General features: G+C 43.0%; 24 protein-coding genes. 17 read left to right on the top strand and 7 right to left on the bottom strand.

Annotated elements, in window-relative coordinates; all coding sequences use genetic code 11:
* The first annotated feature begins 15 nt into the window (after nt 1-15).
* Nucleotides 16-1077 (top strand): NAD(P)H-dependent flavin oxidoreductase, encoded by a 1062-nt coding sequence (locus QGT46_RS03910; RefSeq protein ID WP_024729313.1) that lies wholly within the window; start codon nt 16-18, stop codon nt 1075-1077.
* Between the two features lie 27 nt (nt 1078-1104).
* Nucleotides 1105-2382, top strand: coding sequence for a DUF6056 family protein (locus tag QGT46_RS03905; protein WP_330655732.1), 1278 nt, complete (start codon nt 1105-1107; stop codon nt 2380-2382).
* 183 nt (nt 2383-2565) lie between these two features.
* Here the strand turns inward: QGT46_RS03905 and QGT46_RS03900 are convergent, their stop codons facing one another.
* Nucleotides 2566-3327 (bottom strand): DeoR/GlpR family DNA-binding transcription regulator, encoded by a 762-nt coding sequence (locus QGT46_RS03900; protein ID WP_137329872.1) that lies wholly within the window; start codon nt 3325-3327, stop codon nt 2566-2568.
* Between the two features lie 239 nt (nt 3328-3566).
* On the opposite strand from QGT46_RS03900, the gene hxlB reads away from it, so the two are divergent.
* The 4 genes from hxlB to dhaL are packed head-to-tail and all read left to right on the top strand — an operon-like array spanning nt 3567 to nt 6488.
* Entirely contained in the window at nt 3567-4130 is a 564-nt protein-coding gene (gene hxlB / locus QGT46_RS03895) for a 6-phospho-3-hexuloisomerase (RefSeq protein WP_024729330.1), read from the top strand.
* Between the two features lie 23 nt (nt 4131-4153).
* A complete protein-coding gene (locus tag QGT46_RS03890; protein ID WP_024729331.1) occupies nt 4154-5149 on the top strand; it encodes a dihydroxyacetone kinase subunit DhaK in 996 nt (331 codons plus the stop codon).
* 41 nt (nt 5150-5190) lie between these two features.
* The gene (gene hxlA, locus QGT46_RS03885) at nt 5191-5817 is read left to right on the top strand and encodes a 3-hexulose-6-phosphate synthase (RefSeq protein WP_024729332.1); all 627 of its coding nucleotides are present in this window, start codon (nt 5191-5193) and stop codon (nt 5815-5817) included.
* Between the two features lie 29 nt (nt 5818-5846).
* Complete coding sequence (gene dhaL, locus QGT46_RS03880; protein ID WP_148459108.1) at nt 5847-6488, top strand: dihydroxyacetone kinase subunit DhaL; 642 nt, start codon at nt 5847-5849, stop codon at nt 6486-6488.
* Nucleotides 6489-6653: 165 nt separating this feature from the next.
* On the opposite strand, the gene QGT46_RS03875 is transcribed toward dhaL, so the two are convergent.
* Genes QGT46_RS03875 through QGT46_RS03860 form a run of 4 tightly spaced genes read right to left on the bottom strand, consistent with a single transcriptional unit; the run spans nt 6654 to nt 10550 of the window.
* A complete protein-coding gene (locus QGT46_RS03875) occupies nt 6654-7097 on the bottom strand; it encodes a MaoC/PaaZ C-terminal domain-containing protein (protein WP_024729334.1) in 444 nt (147 codons plus the stop codon).
* Between the two features lie 14 nt (nt 7098-7111).
* Entirely contained in the window at nt 7112-8242 is a 1131-nt protein-coding gene (locus QGT46_RS03870) for a CaiB/BaiF CoA transferase family protein (RefSeq protein WP_148459109.1), read from the bottom strand.
* Nucleotides 8239-9408: a CaiB/BaiF CoA transferase family protein gene (locus QGT46_RS03865; protein ID WP_024729335.1), complete on the bottom strand. Its 1170-nt coding sequence runs from the start codon at nt 9406-9408 to the stop codon at nt 8239-8241. The genes QGT46_RS03870 and QGT46_RS03865 overlap by 4 nt, the downstream gene beginning before the upstream one ends.
* Entirely contained in the window at nt 9405-10550 is a 1146-nt protein-coding gene (locus QGT46_RS03860; protein WP_148459110.1) for an ABC transporter substrate-binding protein, read from the bottom strand. Before QGT46_RS03860 ends, QGT46_RS03865 begins: the two co-directional genes overlap by 4 nt.
* A gap of 256 nt (nt 10551-10806) precedes the next feature.
* Here QGT46_RS03860 and QGT46_RS03855 point away from each other — a divergent pair, with 256 nt between their 5' ends.
* The 6 genes from QGT46_RS03855 (at nt 10807) to QGT46_RS03825 (ending at nt 16615) form a co-directional block, all read left to right on the top strand.
* Nucleotides 10807-11820, top strand: coding sequence for an L-rhamnose/proton symporter RhaT (locus QGT46_RS03855; RefSeq protein WP_148459111.1), 1014 nt, complete (start codon nt 10807-10809; stop codon nt 11818-11820).
* A gap of 36 nt (nt 11821-11856) precedes the next feature.
* Nucleotides 11857-12933 carry a Gfo/Idh/MocA family protein gene (locus tag QGT46_RS03850; RefSeq protein WP_148459112.1) on the top strand — a complete coding sequence of 359 codons (1077 nt, stop codon included), beginning with the start codon at nt 11857-11859 and terminating at the stop codon, nt 12931-12933.
* A 346-nt stretch (nt 12934-13279) separates the two neighbouring features.
* Complete coding sequence (locus QGT46_RS03845; protein WP_270430697.1) at nt 13280-13702, top strand: hypothetical protein; 423 nt, start codon at nt 13280-13282, stop codon at nt 13700-13702.
* A gap of 121 nt (nt 13703-13823) precedes the next feature.
* Nucleotides 13824-14705 (top strand): amidohydrolase family protein, encoded by an 882-nt coding sequence (locus QGT46_RS03840; protein ID WP_148459113.1) that lies wholly within the window; start codon nt 13824-13826, stop codon nt 14703-14705.
* Nucleotides 14706-14719: 14 nt separating this feature from the next.
* Nucleotides 14720-15043 (top strand): L-rhamnose mutarotase, encoded by a 324-nt coding sequence (locus QGT46_RS03835; RefSeq protein ID WP_148459114.1) that lies wholly within the window; start codon nt 14720-14722, stop codon nt 15041-15043.
* Nucleotides 15044-15739: 696 nt separating this feature from the next.
* Nucleotides 15740-16615, top strand: coding sequence for a dihydrodipicolinate synthase family protein (locus tag QGT46_RS03825; protein WP_287519864.1), 876 nt, complete (start codon nt 15740-15742; stop codon nt 16613-16615).
* Nucleotides 16616-16667: 52 nt separating this feature from the next.
* On the opposite strand, the gene QGT46_RS03820 is transcribed toward QGT46_RS03825, so the two are convergent.
* On the bottom strand, nt 16668-17387 hold the full coding sequence (locus tag QGT46_RS03820) for a FadR/GntR family transcriptional regulator (protein WP_024729343.1): 720 nt from the start codon (nt 17385-17387) through the stop codon (nt 16668-16670).
* A 225-nt stretch (nt 17388-17612) separates the two neighbouring features.
* On the opposite strand from QGT46_RS03820, the gene QGT46_RS03815 reads away from it, so the two are divergent.
* Nucleotides 17613-17786: a hypothetical protein gene (locus QGT46_RS03815; RefSeq protein WP_270430684.1), complete on the top strand. Its 174-nt coding sequence runs from the start codon at nt 17613-17615 to the stop codon at nt 17784-17786.
* Nucleotides 17787-18043: 257 nt separating this feature from the next.
* Here QGT46_RS03815 and QGT46_RS03810 read toward each other — a convergent pair whose 3' ends face one another.
* On the bottom strand, nt 18044-18280 hold the full coding sequence (locus tag QGT46_RS03810; protein WP_270430682.1) for a hypothetical protein: 237 nt from the start codon (nt 18278-18280) through the stop codon (nt 18044-18046).
* Between the two features lie 192 nt (nt 18281-18472).
* Between QGT46_RS03810 and QGT46_RS03805 the strand changes: the two genes are divergently transcribed.
* The 4 genes from QGT46_RS03805 to rplC all read left to right on the top strand — a co-directional run bounded on the left by QGT46_RS03805 (nt 18473) and on the right by rplC (nt 20595).
* The gene (locus QGT46_RS03805) at nt 18473-18775 is read left to right on the top strand and encodes a nucleotidyltransferase family protein (RefSeq protein WP_024729344.1); all 303 of its coding nucleotides are present in this window, start codon (nt 18473-18475) and stop codon (nt 18773-18775) included.
* Complete coding sequence (locus tag QGT46_RS03800) at nt 18762-19151, top strand: HI0074 family nucleotidyltransferase substrate-binding subunit (protein ID WP_024729345.1); 390 nt, start codon at nt 18762-18764, stop codon at nt 19149-19151. The genes QGT46_RS03805 and QGT46_RS03800 overlap by 14 nt, the downstream gene beginning before the upstream one ends.
* A gap of 375 nt (nt 19152-19526) precedes the next feature.
* Entirely contained in the window at nt 19527-19847 is a 321-nt protein-coding gene (gene rpsJ, locus QGT46_RS03795) for a 30S ribosomal protein S10 (protein WP_009289945.1), read from the top strand.
* A 118-nt stretch (nt 19848-19965) separates the two neighbouring features.
* On the top strand, nt 19966-20595 hold the full coding sequence (gene rplC, locus QGT46_RS03790; RefSeq protein ID WP_024729346.1) for a 50S ribosomal protein L3: 630 nt from the start codon (nt 19966-19968) through the stop codon (nt 20593-20595).
* The last annotated feature ends 14 nt before the right edge of the window (nt 20596-20609 follow it).

The raw sequence follows: 20609 nt of genomic DNA, 5'->3' as shown, positions 1-20609 counted from the left end.
AAGACCACGGAGGTAATGGAAGTGAAACCATTGAAGATCGGGGATTTGGTTGCGAAAATCCCTATTATACAGGGGGGAATGGGCGTAGGTGTCAGTTTGAGTTCTCTTGCGGGAGCTGTTGCAAGAGAGGGCGGCATCGGTGTGCTGTCGGCGGCTCAGATTGGATACAACGAGCCGGACTTTGAGCAGGACCCTGAGGGCGCCAATATGCGTGCCATGAAAAAACATATCAGGAAGGCGAGAGAGATCGCACCCGACGGTGTCATTGGCATAAATATCATGGTAGCCACAAGGCTGTATGCCAACTATGTAAAAGAAGCAATTGCAAACGGCATTGACCTGATTATTTCAGGCGCCGGACTTCCTACGGAGCTTCCGGCTCTGGCAAAGGGGAGCAAAACAAAGCTTATCCCGATCGTATCCCCGAAAAAGTCGGCGCGGGTGATTCTCAAGATGTGGGATAAAAAGCATCAGACGGCACCGGATGCTCTGCTGATCGAAGGTCCAAAGGCCGGGGGCCATCTGGGATTTAAATATGAAGAGCTTGTCAGCGATGAGACTTATGAAAATTATGACGACACGATTCAGGAGATCATCGACATGGTAAAAACATATGAAGAAAAATATGAAAAAGACATCCCGGTTATCGTGGCGGGAGGAGTTTCCTCCAAAGAAGACCTGGAACACTGTCTTTCCATGGGAGCTTCCGGAGTGCAGATTGCCACTCCATTTGTCACTACTGAGGAGTGTGACGCGGATATCAAGTATAAAGAGGCTTATATTAACTGCAAAAAAGAAGATATCACGATCGTAAAGAGTCCGGTGGGAATGCCTGGGCGGGCCATCAAAAATAAATTTATGGAAATCGTCCAGAGAGAAGGCAGGATCAAGCCGAAGCACTGCTTTAACTGTATGTCTGCCTGCAGTCCGGCTGAGACCGTTTACTGTATCACGGAACGGCTGATCGAGGCTGTTAAAGGAAATGTAGATGACGGACTGATTTTCTGCGGAGCTGATGCGTGGAAGTGCAATAAGATCACCACTGTGAAAGACGTTATTGGAAGCTATTTAAGATGAGAAGAGAGAGAAAAAGCGAAATGGTATCTGTGGATCTTCATAGGTATAGCTGTGCTGATCCATCTGATTCTCCAAAGTGATTTTGGGGATGACTTAATCTTTGGAGCACAGCTGGAACACAAGGCTGTCCTGCCGTGGCTGGTCCACAGGTATCACAGCCTGTCTTCCAGATTCCTGGTTGAAATCTCCATGGCGGCGGCGCTTAAAATGCCGGTTCTGCTCTGGAAGGCTGCAGATATCCTGATCTGTATCCTGCTGGGTGCAGGACTCAATTATCTGCTGGACAACAAGGGGAAGTGTGCAGTTTTCACCGCAGCGCTGCTCTGTGTATATCCATTTATGCATATGGGTTCTGCCGGATGGAGAGTTACTATAGCCAATTACCTCTGGCCTTTGGCTGCAGGTATCGGATGTTTTGTGTTGTTTAAAAAATTCCTGGAACAAAAGAAGCTGTCTGTGGCTGAGTATGTTCTTTATATGGCTGGCATGCTTTATGCGGCGAACCTGGAACAGATGGCTATTGTGCTCGCAGGCAGTCTCTGTCTGCTGATCTTCTGTTTCAGAGACCACAAAAAAACTGTGGTCTTTCTTGCGGCAGGACTTATAGCTGTCATTGGGAACCTGGTATTTATTTTGAGCAATCCAGGAAATTCTGTCCGAGTGGCAAAAGAGATCCACGACAAAATGCCGGAATTTATCCGTCTGACATTCCTTGACAAGCTGAGACTTGGATTTGTGTCAATCTTCCAGCATTTCACCGTGGTGCCAAATTTCATCCTGTTTATCTTTTGTCTTTTGCTCATTCTTCTTGCCGTTGACAGGAAGTTCCGGGGATGGAAGCTTGCCGCAGCACTGGTCCCTATGGGGCTTGATATCATCTACAGCCTGTATTTTCTTGTTGATATCGTCAAGAATCGGTCAGTGGAATACACGGAACCGCGGGTTCTCCCGGAAAATGCAGTACAGTGGGGATTCCAGATCCTTATGGGCGTTGCTTTTCTGATTTTTATCATATGTGTGATCTTTGTCTGTATAGAAGGGCTCAAGGACAGCAGGGACCGGATGCTTGTGATCTCAGGGTTTTTGATCGGAGGAGCTACCAGAATGGCCCTGGCCTTTACCCCGACCATGTTTGCGTCCAGCACCAGGACGTATCTGTTTTTATATATGGCATTCATACTTGGATCGGCGGTCATCTATAAAAGGATTGAGAAGGTCCGTTTTAACTGGCTCCTGAATGCAGCCATTGTTTTTGGGGTTCTCATGAATCTGGGAGGTATCGTCATGCTCCAGATGAAATATTAAAAATTCATAGTAATCTAAAATCTCTGCAGAAGGATCGTTTGTCCTCTGCGGAGATTTTTTAGTTTTTGCATCTCAAAATTTGCATAGCGAGAGGTCAGCTCAATGAAAGTTCCCAGCGTTGCTATCAGTTTTATGATATCAATACCGATTCTGTCTATGTATGATGAAGCAGTGATAATATACTTACACCAGAACCACGTCGGTCATTTCCTGTATGTTGCGCAGCACGTCCCCGGGAATATCTCCGTCGATGATCAAATGGTCGATATCATGCCAGCTTGTGTACTGAATCAGGGAAGATGCTTCGGCCTTGGAGCTGTCTGCGATCACCACATTGGTTCTGGCGTTCGGTATAATGGCCTGTTTTGTCTGGGCATCCTGAAAGTCTGATACAGCGGGACCTTTGTGCTGTTCAAAACCGTTGGTACCTAAGAATGCAATGTCAACCTTCAGTGAGTTAATCAGACTGGTAGCCTGGAAGCCCTCGGCTGCCATGCTGTTTGGATTTAGCATGCCGCCGGTAAGAATCACCTTATTGTTGCTGTGAACCAAGGCATAAGCAGCCTCCAGTGAAGTGGTCACAATGGTGTAGCCGGATTTCTTGCTCAGCATTCCTGCCAGGCAGAAGATGGTGCTTCCGGAGTCCAGGAATATCACATTGCCGTCCTCAATGAACTCCATAGCCCGTTCGCACAGCTTTTCTTTCAGCGGTACCTTCTCCCTGACCCTGGACTCCCACGGCAGAGGTTTTAGTTCATAGACAGAAGTGGCTCCGCCGTGGCTTTTCTTTACCGCTCCTATTTCATTTAGATGTAGTAAATCCCGCCGGATCGTTTCTCTGGATACCTGGAACTGTTTCGCAAGCTGGCTGATCTTTACGCTCCCATTGCTGTTTAGCAGCCTTATGATTTCTTTTTGGCGTTCTGCCGCGATTAATTTTCCCATGCTGTGTCTCCTTCGTAGATCAAACTATGATAAGTTTTCTTATTGAACTATTTTAGAAATAGTTTACATCATTTTAATTGCGAAGTCAAATTTATACAACACAAAAAACTGCAAAACTGCAAAAAAAGCAAAATATTATGTTGACATTGTTGGGTTGTGAATCTATAATGAAAGCATAAAGCAACAAAAGACCACAATTAAAAAACATATTGCCACATGTTAAGGAAAAGGAGAATATCATGGAAGCAGTCAATTTAAAGATAATCACGGATGAACTGTCAAAGTTTTCAGGGATGGTCAAAGAAGAAGAAATCCAGGGTCTGGCAGATGAGATCAGGAAAGCAAACAAGATCTTCCTGGCAGGAGCAGGTCGTTCTGGACTGGCAGCAAGAGGATTTACCAACCGTTTATTACATATGGGATTTGACGTGCACTTTGTAGGAGAGATCTCCTGTCCGCCGATCAAAGAAGGAGACCTGATCGTCCTCGGATCTGGCTCAGGAACAACGCAGAGTCTGATCGTCATGGGTGAAAAGGCAAAGAAGGTTGGAGCAAGAATCGCTACTGTGACTATGTTTCCTACACACACCATCGGACAGATGGCAGATGTGATCGTGACAGTGCCTGGATCTACCCCGAAGAAAGCAGAAGGAGAAAAGAATCTGGCAGAATCCAATCAGCCAATGGGAAATCTGTTTGAGCAGATGAGCTGGCTGACCTATGACAGCATTATCATGAATCTCATGAGCGACCTGGGACAGACAAGCGAAGAGATGATGGGAAGACATACAAATTTAGAATAGGAATCTAAAAAGGAGGAAGAACATTGCAGAGATTTGTAAATAATCCGGATTACATTGTAGAGGATATGGTCAAAGGCTTTCTGAAGGCTCATGACGATCTGATCGTTAAAAATGAAAAAAATGACCGCGTTGTCCAATATAAAAATGCTCCGGTAGAAGGCAAAGTCGGTCTGGTCACCGGAGGCGGAAGCGGACATGAGCCTGCGTTCCTTGGATACGTAGGAGAAAATATGATGGATGCGGTAGCTGTCGGAGAGGTATTTTCTTCTCCGTCTGCCCAGGCATTTTATGACGCATTTATGGCGGCAGATTCCGGAAAAGGTGTTGCCTGTCTGTTCGGAAACTATGCCGGCGACAACATGAATGTAAAAATGGCCATCCGCAAAGCAAAGAAACAGGGAGTCACAGTTAAGTATGTCACAGCCACGGACGATGTGGCATCTTCTCCAAAAGAGACAAAAGAAAAGCGCCACGGAATCGCAGGCGGAGTCTTTATGTGGAAGGTTGGAGGCGCTAAGGCGGCTAAGGGAGCAGACTTGGACGAAGTCATCGCTACAGCGCAAAAGGCAGTGGACAACACGAGAAGTATCTGTGTGGGACTGAGCCCGTGTGCAATCCCGGCAGTGGGCCATCCGAACTTTGACATCAAAGAGGGGGATATGGAATTCGGTATCGGCCATCACGGTGAGCCAGGGATCAATGTCCAGAAACTAAAACCAGCCAAGGAAATTGCCAATGATATGGCAAAAGCAGTCATTGATGACCTGGAGCCTGCTGACGGTGATGAAGTGGCAGTGCTTTTGTCCGGATTGGGAGCTACACCGATCATGGAACTGTATGTGCTCTACGATGAGATTGAAGCATACCTGAAAGAGCAGGGGCTTTCCATATATAAAGTACTGATCGGTGACTATGTGACCTCACTTGATATGAATGGTGCGGCTCTTACTGTGATGAAGCTGGATGAGGAGTTAAAAGAGCTGCTTGACTACGATGCCAAAGCGCCAGGTTTAAAATAAATTTATAGACAATGTTAATCATTTAGGAAAGGAATCCAATTATGAAATTACAGTTAGCATTAGACGAAATGCCGTTAGTAGACGCCTTGAGATTTGCAGATAAGGTAGCAGAGCACGTTGATATCATTGAGATCGGAACTCCATTTGTTATGGATGAGGGAATGCGCGGAGTGCGTGAGTTCCACCGTTTCTTCCCTGACAAAGAAATCCTTGCGGACTTAAAGATCATGGACGGAGGATACCTTGAGGCGAGTTATGCATATGAAGCTGGGGCGGCTTACGCAACCATCCTCGGAGTGTCTGACAACCTGACCATTGAAGGAGCTTTGAAGGCTGCCAGAGATTATGAAAGGAAGCTTGTGGTAGACATGATCTGCGTAGAAGACCTTCCAAGCAGGATCGCAAAGATGGAAGAGATCGGCGTTGACATCCTGGCAGTACATACCGGAGCTGACCAGCAGGCAGCGGGAAGAGAACCGATTGAGGATCTCAAAGTTATGACAGAAAATGCAAAGAAAGCACAGATCGCCGTAGCCGGAGGAATCAATAGCAAAACCATTGACAAATATGTAGCATTAAAACCGGAGATCATCATCGTGGGTTCTGCTATTGGCCATGCAGATGATCCTGTAGCGGAAGCAAAAGCAATCAAAGACGCAATGCTATAAAATAATACAAAAGTGATGAGGTGAGAACAATGACTAGTTTTAAAAATGCCGAAGCAGGTTTGATTGTTGACCAGCTGATCAAGACCATCCAGGAACAGAGAGATTATCTGAGTGAGATTGACGGCAAGATCGGGGATGGGGACCACGGTATCAACATGAATAAAGGCTTTACAATGTGTGAAGAAAAGTTAAGCCATATGACATATAATCTGAGTGAAGCTTTGTCAACCCTTGGTGAGACATTGTTAGACGACATCGGAGGTTCTATGGGACCGCTGTATGGTATGCTGTTTGATGAAATGGCCATGGCCTGCGAGGACGCAGAAGATATAGACGCAGAAGTCTTCGGTGAGATGCTGGCCAATGCGGTAGAGGGTATCCAGGAGATCAGTCCGGCAAAAGTCGGAGATAAATCACTGATCGATACACTGGTACCTGCCAAGGAAGCCTTTATCGCGGCAAAAGAAGAAGGAAAAGAATTTGTACAGTGTCTGGAAGCAATGAATGATGCGGCCGAAAGGGGATGGCAGTCAACAAAGGATCTTGTGGCAAAGATAGGCCGGGCAAGCCGTCTGGGAGAGCGTTCCAGAGGTGTTCTGGACGCAGGTGCCACCAGCTGTTACTTCATTGTGACAGGGATTGGAAAAGCAGCAATCGGGCTGCTGAAATAAATCTGCCTGAAATATACAATGTGAGAGATTGAGGGATTTCTTATTCAGGAAAGGCTGTCATGCCGGGAAACTGGAGACAGCTTTTTGCATGTGTCCCTTTTACAAGTATAAAGAATTAAGAGCAGAACCGGGAATGGGTCTGCTCTTACAAATGAAGAGGATCATTTATTTTTTCTTCTCACACATTAAAAGATGTTCACAAGCCAGGACCACTCTTCCATCCTGATTGATAACTTCTAATGCCTCTGTTACCACCCCCATATCAGGATTTTTCTTATGATCCTTCTTTTCTTTAATAGTGACTTTAGTATGAATGGTGTCACCGATAAAGACGGGACCGATGAATCTCAAACGGTCATAGCCGTAGGAAAAAGCCGCAGGATTGATCACATTGGCAGTAAGTCCCACACCTATGCTGAAGGTTAATGTTCCGTGAGCAATCCTCTTTCCAAAAGCGGTTGTCTTTGCAAATTCCTTATCTAAGTGATGGGGGAAGAAATCGCCGGTCTGGCCTGCATGCATTACGATGTCAGTCTCTGTGATGGTCCTTCCGATACTTTCTCTGACACTTCCAATTTCATAATCTTCATAATAAATTGCCTGTTCCATGATAAATCTCCTTTTTAATGAATATAAAGTTCGTTATCCTGTCCGATGACAGGAGCTGCTTTTTTATTTGTATAGCGCTGCCGGTCAATGGTGATCGGACATCTCGTTGTATATAATTCGGTACCGTTTTTGCGGGTAATCTTTTGGATCATTTCAAGTTCCTTAAATCCGTCCCGCTGCATCAGTTCATCCCAATTCAATACATCGGCACACCAGATGTCTGCTCTTTCAAGAATAGAAAGCCAGTGAGAAGTGGTATTAGTTTTTAAGAAATCTTTTAAGATTGTTTTAATTTCATCTCTCTGATCAGACCAGGAAGAGGGATCAGTATACTGAAGTAGAGCTTTACATCCGATGAGCTCCCCTAAATAAGGGATCGGAACCATGGCCAGTGCAAGGTAGCTGTCTGCAGTCTCATAAATTCCGTATGGAGCACCGATATATGCATTGGCATTATTCACAGCGCTGCGCACAGGTTCTTCGTATCCATCATTGAGATAGGTTGTAAATACTTCAAATTGAATGTCTAAAATTGATTCCAAAAGACTTACCTGGATCAGTGATCCTTCGTTGGAATGTTCTCTCTTGATCAGTGCGGATAAAACTCCCTGCACCAGATGCTGACCGGCAAACATATCTGCAACAGAAAGGCCAAAAGGCATGGGAGCATCATTCCGATTTCCGTTCAGGAAAGGAAGGCCAGACAGCGACTGGACCAACAGATCCTGTCCGGGCTTTTGTTTCCAGGGGCCTTTACAGCCATAGCCGCTGATCTCGCCGTAAATGATCCGGGGATTTATTTTTTTTACAGAATCATAATCTAGTCCCAGTTTTTCTGTAACTCCGGGACGGAAGTTAAATAAGGTCACATCGGACTGACTGATTAAGTCCGCAAGGATACTTTTGCTCTTTTCTGCCTTCAGATCCAGTGTAATGCCGTCCTTATTTCTGTTGATTGCGTGGAAAAGAGAACTGTCCCCGTCAATCATGCAGTTGGAAATATAAAGCGTGCGACAGATATCTCCTGTTTCTGGTTTTTCCACTTTGATGACATGGGCACCCATGTCAGCAAGTCGCAAGGCAGCGGAAGGAGCGGATAAAAACTGGCTGAAATCTAATACAGTAATGCCTTCAAGGGGCTTCATAGTGCATCTCCTTTCTCTGAGATCAAGCCGAATTCACGGCTGATTTTTTCGGTGTCTTCTCCTAATGCGGGTGCCCACTTGGAAGACTTCATAGAATCTCCGTTTACAGTGATCGGACATCTGGACGTCCACAAATCCTGACTGGTATGCGGACGCTTTACATTTTGAAGAAAGTCCAGGGCTTGAAAGCCATCGGACTCTATTAAACGATTCCAACTATATACATCAGAGCACCAATAACCGTTCGCTTCCAAGATGTCTAGCCAATGACCAGTTGTTTCTGATTTTAACTTTGCTCCGATGAGCTGCTTGATCTCCTCTCTTTTTGTAAACCATTCGTTCTGATCCGTATACCGGGCAAGTTCATCAATGTGGAGATATCTGCCCAGATCTGTCACAGAGCCCATTGCCAGTGCTATGTAGTTATCTCTGGTTTCATAGATACCGTAAGGAGCGCTTAAGTATGCATGGGCATTGTTGTATTTGCTGCGCTGAGGCTGCTTATGACCGTCATTCAGATAGGTTGTCAGAACTTCAAACTGCATATCTAAAATAGATTCCAACAGGCTGACCTCCACAAGGCCGCCCTTGTCAGTTCGGAATCTTCTGAACAAGCAGGCCATGATCCCTTCTGCAAGATGAACCCCGGTATAGGAATCGGCAATAGAGAGAGCAAAAGGTGCAGGGGGTTCACCGTCATTTCCATTTAGCCATGCAATTCCTGATAAGGACTGCAGCAGCAGGTCCTGACCTGGCTTCTTTGTCCATGGCCCTACTGTGCCGTATCCGGTAACGGTTCCGTATACAATACGAGGATTTATTTTCGTTACCGCATCATAGTCCAGGCCTATTTTTTTCATAACACCGGGCCTGAAATTCTCGATCATTACATCTGCTTTTTCGATGAGTTTTTTTACGGCCGCAAAGTTACTTTTGTTTTTCAGGTCAGCACAGAAGCTTTCTTTGTTGCGGTTGATTGTCTGAAATAAGACGCTGTCTTTATCTGCAATTAGATTCTTCAGGGTCATACTGCGGCTGCCGTCTCCAGAAGAGGGGCGTTCTATTTTGATAACTCTTGCACCAAGGTCTGCCAGGCGCAGAGCGGCAGAAGGACCAGCCAGGTACTGGCTGAAGTCTAAAACTAAGATTCCTTCTAGTGGTTTCATGAGTTTTCTCCTTTCGATTTGAGATAAAGGGCATTTAACTGATTCAGTGTTTTTTTCGGATCACCGCCGTTCATAACATAATCCTGGACATAATCACCTGCATGATCCTGGAAGTACAAGTATCCGCTGTATCTTGGACGCAGATAAGAGTGATCCAGGGTTTTTAATGTGTCTTTGAAGAAATCCATACACCGGCTGTTGGCGGTTTTATCTGTCCATGCACCGCGGTGGCCCGGCTGTCCTCCGTTATCAAAGAATAAGGTTCTTTGAATGAGAGGAGATGCCGTATACTCAGCAAATTCAACAGCGGTATCAATATTCTTGCACTGGCTTGAAATGGCAAGACCGGTACCTCCTAAGACTGTTCTAAACATATTTCCTTTGTAAGTGACCACATCTGCTGCTTTCAACAGGTGTTTTGCATAACCTTCCCTGGAATAGTTGGTATATCCATAAGCGAATGGACAATAATAGATTTCCTCTTGTGAAGAGAGAACCTCATGGACCTGGATTGGATCCCAGGAAAACATCTCTTTAGGACAGTAACTGGCAAGTTCTCTCATAGTCTCTAAAATTTCAATTCCCGAGGAGATATCGATGACTTCATCCTCTGTAAAAAAGCTGGAAGCAGAAGTGGCTGCAAACATATAGAAGTCCATTAATAAGTTCAAAGGGATACCGGCGTAAGCTACCACCCCCTGTTTTGCCAGAGTCAGCACTTCCTCAAAGGTCATAGGGACATTTTGTCCAGTGTTCTCAAAGTAATCCGGCCGGTATACTGCGATGGGAGTAGCTGCATCAATTGCCAATGCGCTCTGGAATCCCTGAAAATTGTAACTGATATGGGAAGCACCCACAGAATTCTCAGCCTGATCTTTTAGAAAATCTTTAGACAAATACTTTTCTAATGGAAGCAGGATTCCTGTGTCTGCAGCAAAACCAGCCCATGGATGGTCAATGATCAATAAATCATATGTCTTCGCCAGATTTTCTATAGGAGCATCGGCAAATTCCTGGAGAGAACGTTTTTCCCATTGAATATCGACACCCGGATGGAGTTCACTGAATCGTTGTGATACGGCTACGATAGAGGTAAAACCTCTGCTGTGCGACCATGTGATACCTTTTAATGTTTTGTTCATGAATGTTACCTCCTAACATTATCTCAAGTCGGTAATACCAAGGATAATATGTTGGTACTACCAAAATTTTTTCTTTTATTATATGTTTTATTGTATAATAGGAAAAATAAATGCGTCAATGGGAAAAATAGATAAAAACTGATAAAATATTTAGTTAATATTGCATATTGCATTAAAATAAATGCAGTGTTAAAGTGTAGACAACTGGTATCGTGGTAGTACCAAAAAACGAATGTGAATTAAGGAGGATGTATTAATGGTGATTTATGGTTTTGGTGTTTTGCTGCTTGCATGTCTGTTTCAGGGGAGTTTTGGTATCTGTTTTAAAAAATATCAGCCTTTTTCATGGGAAGCGTTCTGGGTGTTATTTTCAATTGTAGGAGTTCTGCTTATTCCTCATATCTGGTCGTTCATAGAAGTTCCTAATTATATAAGCTACATTATGCAGACCCCGGCGAAGACACTATTTTTGGGGGCGCTGGCAGGATTCTTTTGGGGGATCAGTTCTATTTGGTACAGTAAGTCCATTGATATGATAGGAGTTTCCTTGGTAACCGGGATCAACCTTGGACTTTCTAATCTGCTGGGAAGTTTTGTTCCCATGGCCATCCTCGGCAATGTGCCGTCTGCAAGAGTATTGGCTGTTCTTCTGGTCGGTCAGGCCGTTTTATTAGTAGGAGTTGTGATTTTATCAAAAGCCGGATTTATGAAGAATGATGATACCAGGGAAAGTATGCAGACAGAGGGAAAGAAAGGTTCCTTATTTGTGACAGGACTGATCATGGCACTGGCATCCGGGGCAGGTTCTGCAGCCATTAATATCGGCGCAACAGCATCAAATTATCCTGTGAATCTGGCGGTTGCGGATGGCATCAATCCTACAAGTGCTAGTTTATTATCATGGGTAGTGGTATTCTTCGGCGGTTTCATCGCAAATTTTGTCTACGCTATGATCAAATTGATCAAGAACAAAACTTATACGGATTATACCAAACCGGGATGCGGAAAAGCATACTTTAAAGTTCTTATTACATCCATTGTGTGGTTCAGCGCACTGGCTGTCTATGGAAAAGCGACATCATTGCTGGGAACCTTTGGACCGGTAGCCGGATGGGTTGTCTTTAATGGTTTGGCACTGATCATTGCGAATTTATGGGGATTTGCCGACGGTGAATGGAAAGGCTTTGAGAAAGCAAAAAAGGTGGCATTACTGGGAAATGGCGTCATCGTAATAGCGTTGGTGATCGTGGGTATATCAAATGGTTTGTAAATTAATTATAATGATATTGAATAGGAGGAAGCAAAAATGGTAAGCAGTGTAAAGGAATTAAACTATGCACCAGAAATGCCTGAGAAGGCAAGAAATATTGTGATCATAGGTGCGGGAGGGATCGTTTCAGGATCTCATCTCCCGGCATATCGGCTGGCAGGATATCCGGTGGTGGGCATCTATGATCTTGATGAGGAAAAGGCCAAAAGTGTGGCAAAAGAATTTGGGATCGCAAATACAGCGTCTACTGTAGAAGAACTTGTAAAGATCGGAACAGAGTATGATGCGGTATTTGACATCGCGGTTCCAGCTTCAGCGACAGCTGCGATCTTAAAACAGCTTCCGGATGGAGGGGGTGTTCTGATGCAGAAGCCCATGGGTGAAAGCATTGAACAGGCAAAAGAGATTCTGGACATCTGTCATCAAAAGAATCTGACTGCAGGAGTAAACTTCCAGCTCCGCCAGGCTCCTTATATTATAGCGGCAAGAAAGCTCATTGAAGAAGGTGTTATCGGGGATGTTGTAGATGTGGACTGGAGAGTTGTAGAACTTCATCCATGGCATTTGTGGGATTTTCTGTTTGAAAAAGAGAGGATGGAAATCAATTATCACAGCATCCACTACATTGACTGTATCCGAAGCATTGTCGGGGATCCGTCAGGAGTTTACTGTAAAACCATGCAGCATCCCAAAATGAGAGATCTGGCTCAGACACGTACAGCTGTCATCATGGATTATGGAAAAGATCTGAGGGTAAACATTCATGTCAATCACAATCATGATTTTTCAAATGACTATCAGGAAAGCACATTAAAGATTGAAGGAATGAAGGGTGCTATCCGTGTGACGGTTGGTTTGATCCTTGATTATCCGACGGGACGGCCTGATAAACTGGAATATATTACAGATGACGGCAAGGGATGGCGTGAAGTAGAAGTGAAGGGAAGCTGGTTCTCAGAAGCATTTATCGGCACTATGGGTGGATTGATGAAGAAGTTAGATGATCCGGATTATCATTATATGAATAGCGCAGAGGATGCTTACCGCACTATGTGTGTTGTGGAATCCTGCTATGAGTCAAGTGCTGATGGTGCAACGCCGGTAGAATATTAAAGGTAGTGTAAAGTAGCCTATGAAAAAACGAGCCAAAGAAAAATAGAGCTCAATGAACCTTGATAATTGCAGATATTATAGATGCTGACAGCATACGCCACCCTTGACGGCGCGCCAAAGCAATGCTCTGAACGTCATACCGACGGCGAAGAACTCAAGAACAGCTAGCAGCTCTGTTTCGTTGCAGCTTCAGGATTTCCTGTCGACCAGGAAAAATCAGGAGCTGCCATTTGTCGGGTATGCCACTTGCACCTTCCAACAATTCCGCCTTATTTAGGGGTTCTTTTCCGCCGGATAATTCGTGTGGACGTAAGAAGTTGTAATAGGCAACCCAAAGGGAGGCGTTGTGAACAGCGCCGCTTTCTGTGCCATAGCCGCAAGTAATGCCGTACGATTCTTTGAAGGTGTGGTTAAGACGTTCTATGAACTGCATAAACGGACGGAACTTTTTGAATTTATCAAAGGCCATGCGTATGGTGAGGATACAGGGACCTGGCTCTCTGGAAGTGGATACCTGATATCCGAGAATCGAGCGAGAGACTTTGTCCATGATGAGCCGGACATAGGCTTTAACGCCACTGATTTTAATGTAAGTTTCATCGGCAGCCAGTTCATTGGATGGATTATAGTTATAAGAATCCACAAAAGGACGGATGATGACAGCAGCTGTCTTAGCATAGTTGTTGCTGATACATTTATGGACACGGAAGTGTTTTCGGTCTTTGACAGGCTGGAGTGCATGACCACAGTATGGGCATTGGAGTTTTAAAGCAGTAACTATCTGAAGGAATATTTCGGGTCTTACCCTTGTGAGGCTTTACTGGTTTTTTCTGCTTTGCCATAGCTGAGGTGGTAATACTCGGTACCATATTAAAAATGGAGGGGATATCATGAAAATAATAGATACGCATTTACACCTTTGGAATATTAATGAGTTTTCTCTGCCGTGGCTGGACGGAGAAGGTTCTGTTTTAAAAAGAAATTATTCTATAAATGACTACAGCAAAGATATGGCGGCAGGATCAGATTATGAAATAGAAAAAGCGGTTTACGTGGAAGTGGACAGCGCCGATTTTGAAAAGGAACGTGAAAATCAATATGCATTAAACCTTTGCAGGGACAGTTCCAATATGGTATCTGCAGCTATTATTTCCGGTGACCTGACGAAAGATCAATTTAAAGAATATATCAATGCTTATCGGGATATTCCTCAGGTGAAAGGGGTAAGGCAGGTGCTTCATGTACCGTCTGTAAAGCCTGGAACATGTCTTTCCGGACAATTTATTGAAAATGTACGCTATCTTGGAGAAAACGATTTTCTCTTTGAGGGATGTTTAAGGAATGAAGAGCTTCATGATCTGTATCAGATGGCAAAACAATGTCCAGATACAATGATCGTTTTAGATCATATGGGAATTGCAGATCCGGATATTATTTCAAAGCCGGCTCCGGATGCAGAGGAACTGGCGTATAAGCGGCAGTGGATAAAAAACCTGACATTGCTGGCAGGACTTGAACATGTCGTGTGTAAAATCTCAGGACTAAATCCTGCCGGAGAGTGGAATGTAGATACTTTACGTCCGGCTGTGGATATTGCACTGGACATCTTTGGCGAAGACCGGGTGATGTTTGCAAGCAATTATCCGGTATGTAATATAGCAACCGGACTGTCCCCGTGGATTAAAAGTCTGGATGAAATTACAAGAGAGCGGGGAGAAGAGTTTCAAAAGAAACTATTTTATAACAATGCCAAACGGATTTATCATTTATAAGAAAGGAAATCATTATGGGAAAAGTACAGCGTTTTGGAAGTATTTCAAAAGTGAAACCGGAAAAATTAGAGTATTATAAAAAGCTGCATGCCAATCCATGGCCTCAGATCAATGCGATGATCAAAGAATGTAATATTGAAAACTATTCTATTTATTATCATGATAACCGTCTGTTTACTTATTTTGAATATACAGGGGATGATTACGAGGCAGACATGGCAAAAATGGCGGCAGATCCTGAAACTCAGAGATGGTGGGATGAATGTATCCCGTGTCTTGCCCCATACACAGAGGACGGACCGTGGCTTGATATGGAATGCGTATATCGCTTGGATTAGTATTGGAGGAAGAGTGAAAAATAAAGTAGATTTTGAGACGCACTTAAATTAGTTATCGTTGCGTTTTACTAACTTAGTGCTATCGTAACCAAGAGATTCAAGGTAGGCGAAAACATTGTTTTCGTTTAATGTAACCCGCCCTACATGATTTTGGGGATTCATCAATTCCTCATAGTCAGTCGGGGTAAAAGGCTTCTTTTCGGAAACCATGTGGTAAATACAGACCATCATCATACGTGCAATGGCGATAATGGCTTTCTTGTGACCACGACGCTTTTTGATACGTCCATATTAGCAATTATTCTTGATAAGCCAGGTTCTTGCCGGTGGTTACGATGGTTGCAACGATGACATTTTTGTGGACATCAAGCCCACAGCAGATGGAGTATCTTAGCTTCATCATAAGTATCACCACCTTAACTAAAAAAGGAATAGCAGCATTGACTGTCATCCTGCGACTAAATAAACATGGTTTATTACCAATGATAAGAGTCCGGGCTCAATGTCCCACTTGTTTGTGCTTGAAAGGATGACGGCACATATAAAAATACGGGGTGAAATAAATTCGCCACTCCTCCTCCCGTGCTCTGTAGTGTATTGCTATTCCATAGGAAGATTATATAACGGAAAATGGAGGGGCACAACTTTTTTCATTAACCTGTTTGTGCCTTGAGCGAAGCGAAAGGAATGGTAAAAATGATGAAAGGTTTATATGTGGCATCTATCACCCCTTATGATAGAGAGAATAAGATCAATGAAGAAGCAGCCAAACAGCTGTTTAGCAAGAATTTGGAAGAAGGTGCAAAAGGATTTTTTGTGGGAGGCAGCTCCGCAGAATGCTTTCTGATGACGAGAGAAGAAAGGGTTCAGTTGTTTGAAATAGCCAGCGGATTTAAAGAAAAAGCAGATCTTTTTGCCCATGTGGGAGCGCTTTCCACGGATGAAGCAATCTATTATGCCAAAGAAGCCAAAGCGATGGGATATGAGAATATTGCGGCAACACCTCCTTTTTACTTTGGATATTCACAGAAGGCCATTGCGCAGTACTTTTATGATATTGCTGAGGCGGTTGATATGCCGATTTTATATTATAATATCCCTTGTAATACATATAAAGAGTTGGATTTGACCAATGCGGATACGATTGCCTTGTTAAAGTCGGGAGCCTTAAGCGGTGTAAAGCATACTAATCTGGATGTGTATCAAATGGAGAGAATCAAAAATGTGAACCCTGAGTTATTGACATTCGGCGGATTTGAACAGAATATGGTTGCCTTTTTAGCGTTGGGATGCGACGGATTCATTGGAAGCACATTCAATTTTATGCTTCCGCACTACAAGAAAATTTATGATTTATATCTGGACGGAAAATCGGAAGATGCAAGAAAGCTCCAGATCAAAGCAAATAATATTATGGAGTGTATCTGGAATATCGGATTGTTCCCTGCGATCAAACATATCTTAAATGCCAGAGGAATGTATGTAGGGGAAGTGAGAAAACCGTTTCTTGAGTTAAGTCAGGAAGAAAAAGAAATTGTGGATCGTGTGGTCAGAGAAAATTTAGAGAACTAAAAATAAAGAAGTATTTCCGCTGAATGTGGGAAATACTTCTTTTTATTGTGTATTATTGTTCAATGGATGCGGAATTATCTATGGTAATAGATTGAATAGAATATTTAAAAAAGTCATCTAAGGCTTTTTTTAGTTTCTCCCGGTCATCCTGGTGAAAACAGTCAATGATTTTTTTGCGGTAATAAATGGCAGACGCTCTCGAGGTTGATAAAGCAAGAATCTTCATAGCTGATTCTTTCCTGAGGAGTACCATGGTCTGCATGAGCTTGTTATAGATGTTGTTGCCGCATGCACTTCCTACATAGAGATCAATATCTGAAATCAATGTATAGAAAGTGTCTGACGAAATTTCATTGATATCGGCATCAAACAGGACATCACCATAAGAAGTGATACGGGATATAATGTCTGGAGTCCTGTGATCAAAACATGTTAAATATACTTCAGTTTCGATCAACTTCCTTGCGGCATAAATTTCATCATGATTGTGGATCTCCTGATGATATATCCATAATAAAGTTTCATCGGGGATCTTGATTCCTTCCTCGTTGACAAAGCTGCCGTCACCTGGTTTGATCGTGATTAGACCAATCAGTGATAATGCGCGAAGTGCCTCACGAATCCTGCTTCTGGTGACATTGAACATCTCGCCCAAAGCGCGTTCATTTGGAAGTTTTTCTCCTGGTTTTAATTGTCCGGAAGTGATCTGAGAAGCAATCTCCTGCATGATCTGTTCCGTTAAAGTGATTTTCTTGACTGGTTCAACTTCCATGAAGCTAACCTCCTTTGTTTAAAATCGATACTCTAATTATACTGATAAAACAAGGAAATAGCAACTGATCTAGGTGCGGGAAAAACGAATCTGGGTACCTTTAATACTTCAGATAGACGTGCTTTGCACGAAAAGACACCGGCGCAGGTCCTCCTTCACTGACTTGTGCAGGATGGATTCGGAGTCATACCGAAATCTTCAAATGAGAGAAGGATCCGGCAGAACATGGGGAATTTTGATTTCCGGCTGACAGATGAAGAGATGAGCCGCATGCAGGAGCTCGCAGAGAAGCAGATCCAGATGGGAGATAATCCGAGAACCTACCGGTTCCCACTGCTGGATGAGATGATCGCGGCTGGAAAGGAACCGGAGAAGGATAAATTCGGGAATTATATGTAAGAAAGCGAAAAAAGAAGGACGGGTGTGCCCGTCCTTCCGATGTTTCCAGGGATATTAGGTCTGTTCAATAAAATGTGTATTAGTTTAGCTTTTTACAATCCCTGCTTAAAAAAGCTACTTAAATTTATAGTATTTTTCCGTATAATTCTGATCCATATAATTCATACCTTTTGAGGAAATATTCCAAGTACATATGACCTTAATATTTTTGGCGAGATATCTTTTTTTAGATCCATTTCGCTTACAGCGGATGACATCTACAAGAAAGCCTTTTTTGAGAGTTTTTTAATAGTTTGAATAATATAAAGTTTTCCGCGGACCGTATAATTTGCACATTTGGAGATTGTTTTAACTTTATCATTTTTTGTGGATAAAAACCTGAGAGGCTGTCCGCCATAGGCGTCTCCTGAATAGGGGTCTAAATATAAGTAATTTCCAGAACGGGTTGTCGAAGTGACATTCTTTGCAAGCCGCTTTATCTTTTTTGTTTTCATAATTTTAGACCACCCTTCCTTATTTCTTATAATTATACAATATTTTGGGTGGTTATCCAAGTTATTAATTGTAAAACTACAGATGATGAAATGTGATAATGGAAAATTGCATTCCTCAAATAGATATGCTACATTTATTCTATATAAAAGTAGTCAAACCAAAAAGAAAAATTAGAAATAGGAACAAAATATATGGATATCACTGATACAAGCGGAATAAAGAAAACAGTATTTGAAGAGATCAGAAAATTGGCAGAAGATTACGGCGTTAAAAAGGTTATTTTATTCGGCTCCCGTGCCCGTGGGGATTACCATAAGAAAAGTGACATTGATCTGGCAGTGTGCGGCGGAGACACAAATCGGTTTACACTGGCAGTGGATGAGGAGACTTCTACTCTGTTGATGTATGATGTAGTAGATTTGGGTCTGCCGGTTCAACAGGAATTGAAAGATAAGATAATTGAAGAAGGGTTAGTCATCTATGAAAAAATTTGAAAACTTCTGCAAGGCAGCAGATAATTTAGAAGATATATATAAGTATAAAGAGCCGTATGACAACGTTGTTCTCACTGGTTTGGTAGGGCTCTATGAAATCTGCTTTGAGCAGTCATGGAAGGCGGTCAAAGAAGTTCTATATGACAATGGAATAAAAGAGGCAGCCACAGGTTCACCCCGCAGTATTATAAAACTGGCTTACAGTTCAGATCTGATAAAGGATCAGGAGGTCTGGCTGGAGGCGCTGATTTCCAGAAACAATGTTGCTCATGCATACAATCATGCTATCGCCATGGATATTGTCAAAAAGACAAAAGAGAGATATGTTGATATGTTCCGGGAATTGAGAGAAGAAATAAAAGAAAACTGGATTTAAAGGTATTTCTTCTATATTATATAGCAAAAAGAAAAAACTTTGACCAATTTAGAAAATTTACAGTCTGGTATTCCAAAAAAAACAAAAAAAGCCTTGCAATACCTTGGATATTCGTATATAATCAAATCGTTGTGACCTTGATAGCGGTGAAGCGTGAGGTTGCTGTACCGGCAAAAGCCGGCGCAGGTTTTCCGTGGAGCGAATGTCAAGTTGTTAAAACTGGCGACAAGTCACTGTACGAATATTACAATCTATTTTTATAATATAAAGATAGAGACGCAGTGTGTAAATCTTACGATACACACGGAGGAGTGTACAGTCACCACTTGTCGTGCTACAAGAAATTTATAGTGCGAAAAGGAGGCGGCTTTTTTTATGGCAGCAAGTCAAGTAATGAGAATTACATTAAAAGCGTATGATCATCAATTAATCGATGCATCAGCAAAGAGTATCATCGAAACAGTAAAGAAGACAGGATCTAAGGTGAGCGGACCGGTACCGATGCCGACAAAGAAGGAAGTAGTTACCATCATCCGTGCCGTACACAAGTACAAAGATTCCAGAGAACAGTTCGAGCAGAGAACTCACAAGAGATTGATTGACATCATCACACCAACACAGAAGACAGTCGATGCATTATCTAAGTTAGAAGTACCGGCTGGTGTTTACATCGATATCAAGATGAAAACAAAATAGGAAGTTATCCCGCAGGGTTATGAACAAATAAGGAATCCCCTTTAGCTTTCATAGCGTCTAGGATGATTTTAACGTCATGCGTTATAATCCGCTGTAGATTAAATAGGAGGAAATATCAATGAAAAAAGCGATTTTAACAACAAAAGTCGGAATGACTCAGATCTTTAACGAAGACGGAGTTTTAACACCGGTTACTGTACTGCAGGCTGGGCCTTGTGTCGTTACTCAGGTAAAGACAGAAGAAAACGATGGCTACGAAGCAGTTCAGGTTGGATTTGCAGATAAGAAAGAAAAGTCTGTAAACAAACCGGAGAAGGGGCACTTCGACAAAGCAGGTGTTGCACCTAAAAAATTCGTGAGAGAATTCAGATTTGAAAATGCTTCTGAATACACAGTAGGTCAGGAAATCAAAGCTGACATTTTTGAAGCAGGAGATAAAATCGATGCAACTGCTACATCCAAAGGTAAAGGATATGCAGGTGGTATCAAACGTCACGGTTTAAGTACTGGTCCTAAGACACATGGTTCTAAGTATCACCGTCATGCAGGTTCCAATGGTATGGCTTCTGATCCGAGCAAAGTTTTCAAAGGAAAGAAAATGCCGGGACAGATGGGTGCTGAAAGAGTTACCATTCAGAATCTGGAAGTAGTAAAGGTTGATGCAGAAAAAAACATTATTTTGGTAAAAGGTGCTGTACCAGGACCTAAGAAATCTTTAGTAATGTTGAAAGAATCAGTGAAGGCGTAGGCCTAGGGAAGGAG

Source organism: Anaerostipes faecis (genome assembly GCF_910574135.1).
GTDB lineage: Bacteria > Bacillota > Clostridia > Lachnospirales > Lachnospiraceae > Anaerostipes > Anaerostipes hominis.
This window is presented reverse-complemented; position numbering and strand designations above follow the sequence as displayed.

Excerpts from the sequence above, each read along its gene's own strand:
- QGT46_RS03910 (WP_024729313.1), top strand. The coding sequence starts at position 16 with ATGGAAGTGAAACCATTGAAGATCGGGGATTTGGTTGCGAAAATCCCT.
- QGT46_RS03900 (WP_137329872.1), bottom strand. The coding sequence starts at position 3,327 with ATGGGAAAATTAATCGCGGCAGAACGCCAAAAAGAAATCATAAGGCTG.
- hxlB (WP_024729330.1), top strand. The coding sequence starts at position 3,567 with ATGGAAGCAGTCAATTTAAAGATAATCACGGATGAACTGTCAAAGTTT.
- hxlA (WP_024729332.1), top strand. The coding sequence starts at position 5,191 with ATGAAATTACAGTTAGCATTAGACGAAATGCCGTTAGTAGACGCCTTG.
- dhaL (WP_148459108.1), top strand. The coding sequence starts at position 5,847 with ATGACTAGTTTTAAAAATGCCGAAGCAGGTTTGATTGTTGACCAGCTG.
- QGT46_RS03875 (WP_024729334.1), bottom strand. The coding sequence starts at position 7,097 with ATGGAACAGGCAATTTATTATGAAGATTATGAAATTGGAAGTGTCAGA.
- QGT46_RS03870 (WP_148459109.1), bottom strand. The coding sequence starts at position 8,242 with ATGAAGCCCCTTGAAGGCATTACTGTATTAGATTTCAGCCAGTTTTTA.
- QGT46_RS03865 (WP_024729335.1), bottom strand. The coding sequence starts at position 9,408 with ATGAAACCACTAGAAGGAATCTTAGTTTTAGACTTCAGCCAGTACCTG.
- QGT46_RS03860 (WP_148459110.1), bottom strand. The coding sequence starts at position 10,550 with ATGAACAAAACATTAAAAGGTATCACATGGTCGCACAGCAGAGGTTTT.
- QGT46_RS03855 (WP_148459111.1), top strand. The coding sequence starts at position 10,807 with ATGGTGATTTATGGTTTTGGTGTTTTGCTGCTTGCATGTCTGTTTCAG.
- QGT46_RS03850 (WP_148459112.1), top strand. The coding sequence starts at position 11,857 with ATGGTAAGCAGTGTAAAGGAATTAAACTATGCACCAGAAATGCCTGAG.
- QGT46_RS03840 (WP_148459113.1), top strand. The coding sequence starts at position 13,824 with ATGAAAATAATAGATACGCATTTACACCTTTGGAATATTAATGAGTTT.
- QGT46_RS03835 (WP_148459114.1), top strand. The coding sequence starts at position 14,720 with ATGGGAAAAGTACAGCGTTTTGGAAGTATTTCAAAAGTGAAACCGGAA.
- QGT46_RS03825 (WP_287519864.1), top strand. The coding sequence starts at position 15,740 with ATGATGAAAGGTTTATATGTGGCATCTATCACCCCTTATGATAGAGAG.
- QGT46_RS03820 (WP_024729343.1), bottom strand. The coding sequence starts at position 17,387 with ATGGAAGTTGAACCAGTCAAGAAAATCACTTTAACGGAACAGATCATG.
- QGT46_RS03815 (WP_270430684.1), top strand. The coding sequence starts at position 17,613 with ATGGGGAATTTTGATTTCCGGCTGACAGATGAAGAGATGAGCCGCATG.
- QGT46_RS03810 (WP_270430682.1), bottom strand. The coding sequence starts at position 18,280 with ATGAAAACAAAAAAGATAAAGCGGCTTGCAAAGAATGTCACTTCGACA.
- QGT46_RS03805 (WP_024729344.1), top strand. The coding sequence starts at position 18,473 with ATGGATATCACTGATACAAGCGGAATAAAGAAAACAGTATTTGAAGAG.
- QGT46_RS03800 (WP_024729345.1), top strand. The coding sequence starts at position 18,762 with ATGAAAAAATTTGAAAACTTCTGCAAGGCAGCAGATAATTTAGAAGAT.
- rpsJ (WP_009289945.1), top strand. The coding sequence starts at position 19,527 with ATGGCAGCAAGTCAAGTAATGAGAATTACATTAAAAGCGTATGATCAT.
- rplC (WP_024729346.1), top strand. The coding sequence starts at position 19,966 with ATGAAAAAAGCGATTTTAACAACAAAAGTCGGAATGACTCAGATCTTT.